Annotated in this window: 9 protein-coding genes; 6 read left to right on the forward strand and 3 right to left on the reverse strand. The window is 40.7% G+C overall.

Annotation, left to right across the window (positions count from 1 at the left end):
- The first annotated feature begins 964 nt into the window (after window positions 1–964).
- From WG906_RS14950 to WG906_RS14970, 5 genes are all read left to right on the forward strand, one after another.
- A complete protein-coding gene (locus WG906_RS14950) occupies window positions 965–2,323 on the forward strand; it encodes an alpha-L-fucosidase (protein ID WP_339993590.1) in 1,359 nt (452 codons plus the stop codon).
- 613 nt (window positions 2,324–2,936) lie between these two features.
- Complete coding sequence (locus tag WG906_RS14955) at window positions 2,937–3,626, forward strand: protein-L-isoaspartate(D-aspartate) O-methyltransferase (RefSeq protein ID WP_339993591.1); 690 nt, start codon at window positions 2,937–2,939, stop codon at window positions 3,624–3,626.
- Window positions 3,627–4,471: 845 nt separating this feature from the next.
- Window positions 4,472–7,291: a TonB-dependent receptor gene (locus tag WG906_RS14960; protein ID WP_339993592.1), complete on the forward strand. Its 2,820-nt coding sequence runs from the start codon at window positions 4,472–4,474 to the stop codon at window positions 7,289–7,291.
- Between the two features lie 4 nt (window positions 7,292–7,295).
- Window positions 7,296–8,063 carry a GLPGLI family protein gene (locus tag WG906_RS14965; protein ID WP_339993593.1) on the forward strand — a complete coding sequence of 256 codons (768 nt, stop codon included), beginning with the start codon at window positions 7,296–7,298 and terminating at the stop codon, window positions 8,061–8,063.
- A 155-nt stretch (window positions 8,064–8,218) separates the two neighbouring features.
- The gene (locus tag WG906_RS14970) at window positions 8,219–9,265 is read left to right on the forward strand and encodes a COX15/CtaA family protein (RefSeq protein WP_339993595.1); all 1,047 of its coding nucleotides are present in this window, start codon (window positions 8,219–8,221) and stop codon (window positions 9,263–9,265) included.
- 64 nt (window positions 9,266–9,329) lie between these two features.
- Here WG906_RS14970 and WG906_RS14975 read toward each other — a convergent pair whose 3' ends face one another.
- Genes WG906_RS14975 through ileS form a run of 3 tightly spaced genes read right to left on the reverse strand, consistent with a single transcriptional unit; the run spans window position 9,330 to window position 13,757 of the window.
- Window positions 9,330–9,980, reverse strand: a complete 651-nt coding sequence (locus WG906_RS14975; RefSeq protein WP_339993596.1) for a lipoprotein signal peptidase — start codon at window positions 9,978–9,980, stop codon at window positions 9,330–9,332.
- A complete protein-coding gene (locus tag WG906_RS14980; protein ID WP_339993597.1) occupies window positions 9,980–10,363 on the reverse strand; it encodes a TraR/DksA family transcriptional regulator in 384 nt (127 codons plus the stop codon). The genes WG906_RS14975 and WG906_RS14980 overlap by 1 nt, the downstream gene beginning before the upstream one ends.
- A gap of 1 nt (window position 10,364) precedes the next feature.
- Complete coding sequence (gene ileS, locus WG906_RS14985; protein WP_339993598.1) at window positions 10,365–13,757, reverse strand: isoleucine--tRNA ligase; 3,393 nt, start codon at window positions 13,755–13,757, stop codon at window positions 10,365–10,367.
- 305 nt (window positions 13,758–14,062) lie between these two features.
- Between ileS and WG906_RS14990 the strand changes: the two genes are divergently transcribed.
- Entirely contained in the window at window positions 14,063–14,317 is a 255-nt protein-coding gene (locus WG906_RS14990) for a hypothetical protein (protein WP_339993600.1), read from the forward strand.

A 14,317-nucleotide genomic window follows, 5' to 3' on the forward strand; every position in this document is an offset into this window, starting at 1 on the left:
CGTATGGCATAGCCGCAACCTGCGAAGCAAGCATGAGTGCAAAAAAACAATAAACACCTACGAATAAAGTACCAAAACGGCCTAGAAAGAAAGATGCTTCATCCGCACAGGCAAACACCCGGCCCGCTTTTCTTTCAGCCCAGCGCTAGTGTGATCTATATTCGATGATTTTTGGCTGCGAAGATGTTGAATGCAGGATGCCAACCTAGACTCTCGCTCTTCGGAATTTGCAATTCCGAAGCCTTATCGCAGGTTCTGTAAACCGCAAAAACGATCTCAGTTCTAGGAACGCAAAAACCGAACGTACTTAATAGCTCTTGGATCTAATGCGCCAAATGCATCCAGTAGGGAGGGCCTCAGAGGATTGAGCGTTAAGAAAGGTTGAAAGAAAGCTTGCAAAAAAGAACATAAAGAGCTGCAGGGAAGCAATCCGGAGAAGCGTATTAGAAAAGCACCCTACCAGACAAACCTAACCCGCGGCTTGGATTGCAGATAGCTTCCTTTCAAGCTTTTAGCTCAAGACTCGACAGCCTTGAGTTTTCGTTCTTTTTGTCAAGAAAAAGAACTAGCCTGCCCGGCAATGAGGGCAAACTTTCATGATTTCCTTTTGTCCGCTCATTGGCGCGGAGCCCTTCCTTGTAGAAACAGCAGCAATAACGATACTCGTCCAACAATCCAGCCCCGTCATTCCTGCGCAGGCAGGAATCCTAATGCAGAGCAAAGTACCCTTCTTGAAGGTATAGCGTATTACGATTGCCGATCAGGTCGGCAATGACGGCGCTCCAGGAATGACGATTATCGTTCAGCAATAATGATATTTGCCAATTTGGCGCAAGGTACTGTCTTCATAGCACCAGTATTACACATCCTCAAAATCAAATCCATTAATTTTTTTTACTTTGGTTTAAGTATTAGCTAACCTATCAGTACTAATAAATTCATTCAAAATAAAACAATAAAATCTATGATAAGCCCGGGAATTAAGCTTAAAGCTGTTGTTCTGTTAGTTACATTATCCATATTTTCATTAAAGTCTGCAGGCCAGCAAATGGGAGCTGAGGAAAAAGAATCCATGGAAAAAGGCAATGCTGCTTTTAAAGGTGGAATAAGGGGGCTGAAGGGTGAAGGTCTGAATCTTTCTCCTGAAAAGGTGGAGTGGTGGAAAGATGAAAAATTTGGAATGTTTATTCATTGGGGATTATATGCCATTCCGGGTACTGGCGAATGGACCATGTTTAATCAAAAAATTCCTGCAGAAGAATATGCTAAGCTTGCGGATCAGTTTAATCCAAAGTCGTTTAATGCTGAAGAATGGGCGGGTATCGCTAAAAGCGCGGGGATGAAATACATGGTCATGGTATCAAGGCATCATGATGGTTTCGCTTTATGGGACAGTCCTTCCAGTTATCGTGACTTTAACAGCATGGAAACTGCTTCGGGCCGCGATTTTGTAGCCATGTATACCGAGGCCTGCCGTAAAGCTGGTTTAGCGGTAGGCATCTATTACTCACCTATGGACTGGCGTTTCCCGGGTTATTTTGATCCGAAAGGTCTGCCTGAAAATGCGGCATTGATGAAGAAACAAGGATATGGCCAGGTTGAGGAATTGATGAAGAATTATGGCAAGATCGATATTTTATGGTATGACGGGGGCTGGCTTGCGCATAAAGACGGAGATGTTGGGGCAGCCTGGTTTTGGGAGCCGCTGAAACTGAATACGATGGTCCGCAAATACCAACCGGATATTCTCATTAATCCGCGATCGGGTATGTTTGGCGATTTTCAGATTAATGAAGGTGGCGCAGAAGTAAAAGGACCTATCATTAACATACCATGGGAAAAATGTTTAAACCTGAACGGATCGAGCTGGGGTTATACGAAAACACAAAATTTAATGTCTCTTAAAGAGGCGATTACTATGCTGGTAAATGTGGTAGACAGGGGCGGCAATATGCTGCTGAATGTGGGCCCTGATCCTGATGGCGTGATCCCCGCGACCCATGTTGCCCGGTTGAAGGAAATAGGTGCCTGGCTGAAAAAGAACGGCGAGGGTATTTATGGTACGCGTCCCGGCCCTTTTGAGCCTGTGGATGGAGTTTATGGCGCTACCCAGAAAGGCAGGAATATCTATGTTCATTTATTGAGCGTTCCGGCAGGAAGTTCGGAACTTAAATTGCCGGCAATCGACCGGAAATTGGTGAGATGTAAATTTATAAATGGTAAGAAGGTGAAGTTTAAGCAGGATAAAACGGGTATTAGGTTGAGTATAGATTCAGAGGAACTTGACCCGGTGGTGAGTACGATTGTGTTGAAAATGAAGTGAGGGGCTGGCAAATAAAATGAGGAGTGGAATTTAAATGCGTGGGTTTGGGATTTCCTTTTGTCCGCTCATTGGCGCGGGAGCCTAGTCCGTTCTTGATTAGTATTTTTGTTTTTCTTTGGAATCAAGGAGGGCTGCGCCGTATGGCATAGCCGCAACCTGCGAAGCAAGCATGAGTGCAAAAACAATAAACACCTACGAATAACGGACCAAAACGGCCTAGAAAGAAAGATGCTTCATCCGCACAAGCAAACACCCGGCCCGCCTTTCTTTCAGCCCAACGCTCGTGTGTTCTACATTCGATGATTTTCGCTGCGAAGATGTTGAATGCAGGATGCCAAACTAGACGACGTACAGGAAACACCCCGTCATTCCTGTGCAGACAGGAATCCTAATGCAGAGCAAAAGTGCTTTTGTTGCCGGTGTGGTGCTTTACGATTGCCGATCAGGTCGGCAATGACGGAGATCTAAGAATGACAATTATGGTTCAGCAATAACAATACTCGTGGGACAACCCTTATTTACTCAATCCTATCTTCCATTTTTTTTTCATTTATATAATCCTTCACGGGCAATTTTTTGTTCTCAATTATAGGGAAGGAGGTTTAAAATTCCGATGAAACGATTTTTGCCAGTATTACTCGTCCTTTGGATATCCGGGCCGGCCTTATCGCAAAATTATAGGGACCTGCGCAACAACATGGTCAGCGAGCAGATAGAAGCCCGCGGCATTACGCACCGGCCCACGCTTGAGGCCCTGCGTAAGGTGGAGCGGCATTTGTTCGTGCCCCTTCAATATCGCAAATATGCCTATAGTGACACTCCTCTTCCGATAGGCTATGACCAAACCATTTCCCAGCCATTTATGGTAGCTTATATGACCCAGGTGCTCGACCTCAGGGCGGATGATCGTGTACTTGAAATCGGTACAGGGTCGGGATATCAGGCAGCCGTTCTTGCTGAGATCGTTAAGGAGGTTTATACCATTGAGATCGTGAAAGAACTGGGCATACAATCCAGAAAACTATTGAGCGAGCTGTACAAGAATGTAGAGGTGATTATTGGCGATGGCTACAAGGGCCTCAAAGCGAAAGCCCCTTTCGACGCTATTATTGTAACAGCCGCAGCCAATGAGATTCCGCCCCCGCTTATTGAACAATTGAAAGAGGGCGGAAAAATGGTCATTCCGGTTGGTTCGCCTTCCATGGTGCAGGTTTTGAAGCTGGTTGAAAAGAAAAAGGGGAAGATATCCATCACCTACCTGACCGAGGTGCGTTTTGTGCCGTTTACTCGGGAAAAGAATTAAGTCGGTATTCTGAGATCCTGGGGCGTGTCTAAATCCTTCATGTGCAAAGAAAGAGTCTGCATTCAACCAATTTGTAGGGTTTACATAAATTCAATTTGAGCCGGCATAATTTAATAGGTGTTCATCCACCCCCTTTAATTCCCCCGCCAGCGGGGGACACAAAGCGCTTTAAAACTGAATCAAGAAATGAATAAAACATACCCCAAATTTTTAGATTGCCTGCATTGGCAACATGCTGTCCTCCGCTGGTGGGGGTAGGGGGTGGTTCTGCAATTTGAATAAATCGAATTCAGGTTTTAAGGGCTATAAACACATCTGTCCCGACCAGCACGGGGGTAGTACCCTCTCTGCCTTCGGCATCTCTCCCAGAGGGCGAGAAAGGCCAGGGCTCTTTGCAAATGCCGTAAAGTTATTTCTCATTTGCTGGTGGGAGCTCAATGGAAGGAACAAACCTCTCGCGTCCAGTTTGAGGTTAGGGGTGTGTTTAATCCTTAAGTTAATGACATTGGGTGCGAGCTTCTAATTCGTATCCGAATGCTTTGGCTGCGCCGCCTCGTCATTTTGCCGATGCGATCGGCAATCCGAAAGCGTTTTGTATATCATTTGTCCAGCACGGGGGTAGTACCCTCTCTGCCTTCGGCATCTCTCCCGGAGGGCGAGAAAGGCCGGCGCTCTCCTGCAATCGTCATAACCTTGTAGAGGCTTTATCATATTCAAAAACTGACTGATAAAATTTCTCACAGTTTACATCCTTGTGTTAAATAATGTTAATTCCATTTAATTAACCATGCCTTTATTGAATACTAAAGAATTAGTTATACTTTCGTATAACCTAAAACCAAATCATGAAACATCTACTATGGACAAGCTGCTTGCTTTGTTTGTCTTCATTCTCGCTTTTAGCACAAGATGCATATTCCGTTAGGGGCATAGTTCGGGATACCTCCGCAAATGCCGACCTTGTCAATGCTTCAATCGGCGTCTTAAATTCTAAAGATTCCACGCTTGTAAAATTTACAAGGGCTGGTTCTGATGGCTCTTTTTCGTTAACTAATCTGAAGCCCGGTAAGTTTATACTGCTGGTAACCTACCCAAAGTATGCAGATTATGTTGAAAATTTCACTTTAGACTCTGCTAAGAAAGCAGCAGATTTTGGAAAGATCAATATGTTTCTGAAATCTAAATTACTGGCTGATGTGATTATCCAGGGGAAAGTTGCGGCTATTAAAATAAAGGGTGATACTACTGAGTATAATGCCGGAAGCTTTCAAATACAGCCAAACTCTAAAGTTGAGGATTTACTAAAGCAGCTGCCCGGAATTCAGGTTGACAAGGATGGCAAAATTACCGCACAGGGAGAAACGGTAAGCAAGGTTTTAGTTGATGGCGAAGAATTTTTTGGTGATGACCCCACCCTGGTTACCAAAAATTTGAGGGGTGATATGGTTGATAAAGTGCAGTTGTATGATAAAAAGAGCGATCAGGCAACTTTTACGGGAATTGACGACGGGGTTAAGACAAAAACCATCAATATAAAACTGAAAGAGGATAAAAAGCAGGGATATTTCGGAAAAGTTGATGGTGGCGGCGCAGATGGCGACTTTTATCAGGGGCAGGCGATGTTTAATGCTTTCAAAGCAAAACAGAAGATTGCCGCCTATGCCACGGTTGCCAATACCGGGAAAACCGGACTGAGCTGGGAGGACGGAAATAAATACGGCGCTTCCAGTGTCGAAATGACTGATGGCGGAGGAATTATGATTAGCAGCGGGGGGGATGATATATATTATAATGGACAAGGAATTCCTTCTGCGGAAACCGGCGGTGCGCATTATGATGGAAAATGGAATAATGATAAAGAGTCTATAAACACAAATTATAAAGCGGGCGCTTTATCGATCGACGGAGTAAGAAATAATCTGTCACAAACAAATCTTCCGCAAAGGACCGCGAATGGTCTTGATACTACAGCCACTTTCAATGGGAATGATAACCAGCAATTCAGTAACTATACTTTCAGGCAAAAGCTCGACGCGACCTACGAATTAAAAATAGATTCTTCATCCAATTTAAAAGTAGCTTTAGACGGAACTTTAAGAAAGAACAGGTCAAACAATTCCAATTTCAGTGAAAATACCCGGGAGAACGATTTTAGAGAGAACATAAATCAGAATAATAGTAACCGGATTACATCTAATGACGGAAAAAATAAATCATTGAATGCCACGATTTTCTACAACAGAAAACTGAAAAAAAAGGGCCGTACATTTTCAATCAGCCTTGGCCAGGCACTTAGCCAGAACGATGATGAAGGCTTTTTGTATTCGAAAATAAACTATTATGACGATTTAGGAACCTTTACCAGGGATACTGTAGTAGATCAGTTCAAAACGAATAACTCGGTTAGCTCGAGGTTTAACAGCAATATAACTTTTACCGAACCTTTGTCTGCCACACTCTCTGTAGTGTTAAACTACGGGTTAAATCTTAATAACAGTTCCTCCGACAGAAAATCGTTTAATAAAGGTTCCCTGAATAGTTATGATATACTTGATGACGTGTTCAGTAATAACTTTGATTACAACCAAACCTCTAATCAGGGGGGAGCAATCTTTAATTATAAGAAAGATAAAACTGTCATAAATTTTGGAAGCAAAGTAGACCGGGTAGTTCTGGAGCAGATTGATTTGAACGCTGATAGAAATTATAAAAGGAATTTTATCAATTTAAGTCCGCAGTTTTCCTACCAGTACAGGTTTACTCAATACAAATCTTTAAGAATTGGGTATAACGGTAATACTCAGCAACCCGGTATCAACCAGATTCAACCCATCAGAGTGAATACTGATCCATTAAATATTTCTTTGGGAAATCCGGATTTGAAAGCGTCATTCCGAAGTTCCATAAATGTATCGTATAATACTTTTAAAGTGTTGAGCAATCAATATTTCTATGTTAACGGAAGCTATTCCTTTAATGTGAACCAGATTGTGAACAGTACTGATACCGATCCGGAAACGGGAAAGAGTATTTATCAATCTTTAAATCTTACAGATAAGGTTTCGTCAAATTATTATTTCAGAGGGAATTTTAGCAGAAAAATTGATGCCTTAGGATTTAATGTAGGGTTTAACTTTTCTGCCAATGGAAATAAAAGCTTCAACTATATAAATCAAGTCTTAAATACGCTGCAGTCTGACAGCTATTCAGGAGGTTTAAGTTTATATAAATACGTTGCTAAAAAATATGACTTTAATATCAATATGGGCCCAAGTTATAACACCAATAAATCGACGGTGCAAAACAGGGTTAACAATAATGGCGGGGGCTTCAGATCGGGTGGTTCATTCTCAATTTATCTTCCCGGTAAATTGCAGATAAGTTCTGACTATGAGTATACGCTGACTAAAAAGACAGAAACGTTTAATCAGGATGTCGATTATTTTATCTGGAATTCTTCATTAAGCAAGAAGTTTTTGAAAGATGAAAGTCTGAAGTTATCTCTTTCAGGGAATGACCTTTTAAATCAGAATATTGGCTTTCGGAGAAATGCGTATGGCAACTCCATTTCACAAAACAGTTACACTACAATAAAAAGATATTACCTGGTTTCTCTGCTCTGGGATTTTAACAAAATGGGTGGCGGACTTAAAGCAAAAAACTAATTATATGAAACGTATCTATTTTACCCTTTTAGGCTTACTGTTTTTTACAGGTAATTTGTTTGCTCAATATGCCCGGTTTCCTACTGTAGGAGTCATTGAGTTTGAGAAAAAGATCAACATGCACGCTCTTATTAAAAAAAGCATTAATAAAGATAATGAGAGCTATATGAACCAGGCTTTTGAGCAATACAAAAAGAATCAGCCTCAGTTTAAAACTCTAAAAAGTACTTTGTCTTTTACAAAGGATAAAAGCCTGTTTATTCCTATTGAAAGTCAGGAGAGTCCTTCTTTTTATAGTGGGCATCCTGCCGTAACTCAAATTAATACGGTCTATAACGACCTTTCTGCGAACGCCAGCATCATTCAAAAGAAAGTATTTGAAGAAACATTTTTGGTCAGGGATACTACCCGAAGCATTAATTGGAAAATAACTAATGAAATGCGTGACATAGCCGGATTCTCGTGTCGCCGGGCCAACGCGGTTATCATGGATTCAATTTATGTTGTAGCCTTTTATACTGATGAAATACCTGTTTCCAGCGGTCCGGAAACCTTTTCCGGTTTGCCCGGGATGATTTTAGGAGTAGCGTTGCCACACGAAAATATAACCTGGTTTGCTACTTCAGTGACTGACAAGCCTCTGGCTAAACCCCTGGTGTCGCCTGCTAAAGGCAAATTGACGGATAACAAGGGCTTGAGGAAAATTCTTGAAAGTTCTTTGAAGCAGTACGGTGAATATCTTAGTATGGCTTTAAAAATCTATTTGCTTTAAAAAATGATTTGAAATACTAAGCCGAAAACCCTGGAAATCTTTAATGTAATGCCGATAAGCGCCTGGCGGCCCTCTTAATTTATCCGGAAGATCAGGTAAAATGATATAGGTCATTTTATCTAAGCGCTTTGATTCTCAAATTTGGCATTCACAGAATGCATCACAAAACAAAAGCAATTGGGATATGGCTCCTTATCGGAGTCGGTATGATTATCGTTCAGGTTGTTCTCGGAGGCATAACCCGCCTAACCGGCTCTGGCCTGTCAATTACTGAATGGAAACCTCTGATGGGTGTTTTGCCGCCTTTAAATGAACTCGAGTGGCAGCAGGCGTTTCACAAATACCAGCAGATCGCTCAGTTCAAGCAGCTTAATGCCCATTTTTCGTCTGCCGATTTCAAATTCATTTTCTTTTGGGAGTGGTTTCATCGCTTATGGGGGCGCTTGCTGGGTTTGGTCTTTTTTATTCCTTTTTTAGTATTTCTAATTAAGGGAGTGTTCACGAAGAGCATGATTAAGCCCTTGCTGGTTTTGTTTATTCTTGGTGCTTTGCAGGGATTTATAGGCTGGATAATGGTAAAAAGCGGCTTGAATGATAGAGATTTATATGTGAGCCATATCAGGCTGGCCATACATTTCGTCGCTGCAATGGTGTTATTGGTGTTTACGTTTTGGTTCGCATTGGAAGTTCTTTTTTCCAGAAGAATGCGGGTGTCTGATTCTTATCTGAAAAACTTCAGTCTTATAATTCTCGCTTTAGTATTTGTCCAGTTAGTCTATGGCGCTTTTATGGCGGGCTTAAAGGCCGGTGTTTTTGCCCCCACCTGGCCTGATATCAACGGAATGTATTTAATTAATGCTCCTGAAGTCCCTTTATGGAGAGCGTCTGTTTCTGATCCGCTTACCATTCATTTCATTCACAGGACACTTGCTTATATAATCGCCCTTTTATTAGTGGTTTGGACTTTAAAAGTCCGGAAAAAAAGAGGTAGTAATTTTTTTCATCAGGTAAAGTGGCTGCCCTTATTATTAGTCGTGCTGCAGATGGTTTTAGGGGTATATGCCACTTTGACGAGCTATAAGGCAATACCGCAAGGCTGGGGTGTTTTTGAATGGAACGCTCAGATGCATCAGTTGGTGGCGATTTTCTTAGTGCTTTCTTTAACCTTGATGGTTTTCGTTCTCAAAGGGCGGGAACATTAAATGGCATAAAAAAAGCCCCCGATAAGTGTCTGACTTTTTGGGGGCTTTTCGTAAAAAGTTTTTTTTATTCTTCAACAATTTCGCTGTGCGGAAAGCTTTCTTCAACTCTTTCCTCTTTAAAATAACGTTTCTGGAAAATAAGGATTGAGATAACTCCTATTGAAATAGCAGCATCTGCAATGTTAAATACAGGCCTGAAAAATACAAAATCTTCTCCTCCCCATATCGGAAACCAGGTTGGAATGATTCCCTGTATTATCGGGAAATAAAACATATCCACTACTTTTCCGTGAAACAGGCCGGCATAACCGCCGCCCTCAGAGAAAATTTTTGCAGTTTCAAAGTAAGTGCTTTCAGAAAATAATAATCCATAAAAGGATGAATCAATAATATTTCCAAGGGCTCCGGCAAATATTAAAGCTACATTCAGGATCAAGCCTCTGTGATATTTATTTTTTATTAGATATACCACACCATAACCAATCATAGAAACAGCTGCTATTCTGAATAAGGTAAGAGCAAGCTTTCCGGCTTCTCCTCCAAATTCCATCCCAAAAGCCATTCCGTTATTTTCGGTAAAATGGATGATGGCCCATTTCCCTAAAAGATTGAACTCCTGACCGAGAGTCATATTCAGTTTTATCCAGAACTTTAGTACCTGGTCTGCAATCAGGATAAAAACTATGGCAAGAAAAGGCTTGTAATAAGCTTTCATTAACTTTGTTTCAATTTAGCTTCCATGCTCAATGTAGTGTGAGGAACTGAGCGTAAACGTTCTTTTTGGATTAATTTTCCGGTTTCGCGGCAAATACCGTAAGTTTTATTTTCAATACGTACCAATGCGGCTTCAAGATTCTCGATGAATTTTTTCTGACGGGCAGCCAGTTGATTTATCTGCTCTTTCTCTAAAGTAGCAGATCCATCTTCCAAAGTCTTGTAAGTTCCGGCAGTGTCGTCGGTTCCATTAAGATTCGGATTGCTTAAGGATTGCGTTAATGAGCCTAGTTCTTCTTTAGCGATTCTTAATTTTTCCAGAATCAGCTCCTTAAATTCTTGTAATTCTGAATCAGAATATCTTGTTTTTTCGTGGTTTTCCATCTTAAGCTTTAGTAATAGAGATTAGTAATTCTTGCTCATCAATTTCAACTTTCTCGCCCTTGTTTAATTCGTTAACAAGTTCAAATGAGTCGGCCAGAATTTCAGCGCAAATATATGATAAATTATTTTTTACAGCTTCTGTGATATAAGGGTGGCTGCTTGTACGTACATTAATCTTGTCGGTTACCTCGAAATCTAAATCTTTTCTTAAATTTTGAATCCGGTTTACCAATTCCCGTGAAATACCCTCCTGTTTTAATTCATTAGTTATCGTAACATCTAAAGCTACGGTTAATTTGCCCATGTTTGTTACCTGCCATCCCGGTACATCTTCTGCTATTATTTCTACATCATCAATAGAAACACTAAGGCTAAAGTCCTCTTTTTCAAACTGAACCGATCCTGTACTTTCAAATACATTCAGTTGTTCTTCAGACAAAGAAGTTATAAAGGCTGCTACATCCTTCATGTGCTTGCCTGCCTTAGAGCCAAGAGCTTTAAAATTAGGTTTGATCTTCTTCTTAATTATACCCGATGTGTCGTTAATGTATTCTATACTTTTAATATTCGTTTCAGAAAGAATAAGCTCTTTAACATGCTCAACTTTTTCCTGGAAACTGCTATCTAACACAGGTAACAGAATTTTGTTTAGGGGCTGCCTAACGTTTATCCCTACTTTCTTTCTCAGTGATAAAATCATCGATGAAATATTCTGAGCAATAAACATCCTTTCTTCTAAAGCAGTATCAACCAGAGTTGCCTGATAAACAGGGAAATCTGAAAGATGAATGGATTCGGCTTTTTCTTTATTGGTAATGCTGTTCAGATCCAGATATAAACGCTCGCTAAAAAATGGAGCAACTGGCGACATCAGTTTGGCTACCGTAATCAGACATGTATATAACGTTTGATAAGCAGAGATCTTATCTTCTGTGTAATCGCCTTTCCAAAAGCGGCGGCGGCATAAGCGAACATACCAGTTACTCAGATGTTCATCCACAAATTCCTGGATAGCACGTGCCGCACGGGTTGGCTCGAAATCAGCATAAAAGCCATCTACTTCTTTGGTTAAGGTATTCAAAAGAGAAATTACCCAACGGTCTATTTCAGGCTTGTTTTTAAGGTCCGTTTCCGCTTCAGAATATTTGAAACTGTCAATATTAGCATATAAAGCGAAGAACGCGTAGGTGTTGTACAGTGTTCCGAAGAATTTACGACGCACTTCATCCAGACCTTCCAGGTTAAATTTTAAATTATCCCATGGAGATGCATTGCTGATCATATACCAACGGGTGGCATCGGCGCTGTATTTCTCGATAGTTTCGAATGGATCAACGGCATTGCCTAAACGTTTAGACATTTTATTTCCGGTTTTATCCAGAACCAGGCCGTTAGAAACAACATTTTTAAATGCGATGGAGTCATTCAGCATTATTGCGATAGCGTGTAACGTAAAAAACCATCCGCGTGTCTGGTCTACGCCCTCAGCGATAAAATCCGCAGGGTAGGAGGCTTCAAACTTATCTTTATTTTCGAAAGGGTAGTGCCATTGTGCATAAGGCATTGCTCCCGAGTCGAACCATACATCGATCAGATCGGGTTCCCGAAGCATTTTCTTACCTGTGGATGAGATCAGAATTAAATCGTCGACATATGGCCTGTGCAGATCAAAATGACCTTCAGTAAGATTGTGCAGTTGCGCCTGTGCTTTATCTAATTCTTCATTGTCCAGCAAGCCACTGTTAATTGCGGCAGAAACTTTTTCTATTAACTCCTCAATAGAGCCGATACAAAGTTCTTCAGCACTGTCTTCTGTTCTCCAGATAGGCAGAGGCGTTCCCCAGTAACGTGAGCGTGAAAGATTCCAGTCGACTAAATTTTCCAGCCAGTTGCCAAAACGTCCCGTTCCGGTAGCCTCTGGTTTCCAGTTAATGGTTTTATTTAATTCTACCAGGCGTTCTTTTACTGCTGTAGTTTTAATAAACCAGCTATCCAAAGGATAGTATAAAACGGGCTTGTCTGTTCGCCAGCAATGCGGATAGCTGTGTTCGTACTTTTTAACGTCGAATGCTTTGTTATCTTCTTTAAGCTTAATGGCGATAAGGACATCGGTAGGCTTAAAATCAGAAGATTTGCGTTCCTCATCGGTGTAGAATTCTTCTTTTACATAATGGCCTGCGAAGTCGGTAACTTCATCCACAAATTTCGCCTGACGGTTCACCAGAGGCTGCTGTTTGCCGTTTTCATCAGTTACCAAAACGGCAGGAATACCACTCTCTCTTGCTGCTCTAAAGTCATCAGCACCAAAAGTGGGTGCTATATGAACAATTCCGGTACCGTCTTCAGTAGTTATAAAATCACCTGAAATTACCCTGAATCCATTTTTCTGTAAATCTTCATTGCTGACATATGGCAATAGTTGTTCGTATCGCAATCCGACTAGATCAGCACCTTTAAATTCCGCGGCAACTTCCCATGGAATCAGTTTGTCGCCCTCTTTATAGTCCTGAAAAGAAGTGTTTTGAGCTTCTGTTTTAAAATGTTTTGAAACCAGTTCTTTAGCCAGTACTACACTAACAGGAGAATACGTATACTGGTTAAATGTTCTGATTTTGACATAGGTGATATTATTTCCGATAGCCAATGCGCTGTTAGAAGGCAGAGTCCATGGAGTGGTGGTCCATGCTAAAATTGCAGTGTCCTCAGCTTCATTCTGAACTAATACCGAAAGCAGGGGATGAACCTGATCTTTTTTAATTCTGAACTGGGCAATGATAGAGGTGTCTTTTATATCTCTGTACGTTCCGGGCTGATTAAGCTCATGAGAACTTAAGCCTGTACCAGCAGCAGGTGAGAATGGCTGAATAGTGTATCCCTTATATAATAATCCCTTTTTATAAAACTCTTTTAATATCCACCAAAGGCTTTCTATATAATTGTTTTCGTAGGTGATGTAGGGATGTTCAAGGTCGACCCAGTAACCCATTTTTTCGGTAAGATCATTCCAGACATCTGTATACTTCATTACCTCTTTCCGGCAGGCCGCATTGTAATCATCTACAGAGATTTTCTTTCCGATGTCTTCTTTGGTAATCCCTAAAGTTTTTTCTACGGCAAGTTCAATAGGCAATCCGTGAGTATCCCAGCCACCTTTACGTTCAACACGATAGCCTTTAAGGGTTTTGTACCGACAAAAAATATCTTTAATGCTTCTTGCCATTACGTGGTGAATGCCAGGCATTCCGTTGGCTGAAGGCGGACCTTCATAAAACGTATATGGGTTAGAAGCAGGACGATTAGAAATACTTTTCTCGAATATCTTATTCTCCTTCCAGTATTCCAGAATTTCTTTCCCTGTATCTGATAAATTAAGTTGTTTATATTCTTTATACATCGCTGGCTTCGGTCCAAAATAAGGTTGCAAAGGTAAGAAATTACCCTTAAAAAATTAACGTATAAGCTTTTATAAAACGCCTTTATTATAGCATATTGTCGCTGCATGTTATGTTTCTGTATAGCGTATAGTACAAAAAATCATGAATATTAGAAATATAAAATACTTTTATACTCTTCAGGCTTTTATTTAGCGCTGGCTTGATTTTCGCTATTATAAAGGAAGTGTGAAAGATTTAAAAACCCTTAACAGAGGTTCGTATTTCAGAGGTTAAAGGAATTAAGTCTAAAAAAAATTATATTCAAATGAAAAATCGATTTGTAAGAAGAGGCGTTATTGCATTTGTTGCAGGAATAGCTTTAAATATAGTAGGATATATTTTAAAAGATAATGGTAATGATCTGTATAGTTGGGCTATGATAATTGGCACCATTTTATTTGGTATTGGATTCCTGTTAATATTCTACAGTCTTTTCAGAAAAGTGGAATATCAGGGAATTAAAGAAGAAAGAGCAGAAGAGGCCGAAAAATTCGGCAACCATAATCTGGAGATAAAATAA

The sequence above is a fragment of the Pedobacter superstes genome (assembly GCF_037622515.1).
GTDB lineage: Bacteria > Bacteroidota > Bacteroidia > Sphingobacteriales > Sphingobacteriaceae > Paradesertivirga > Paradesertivirga superstes.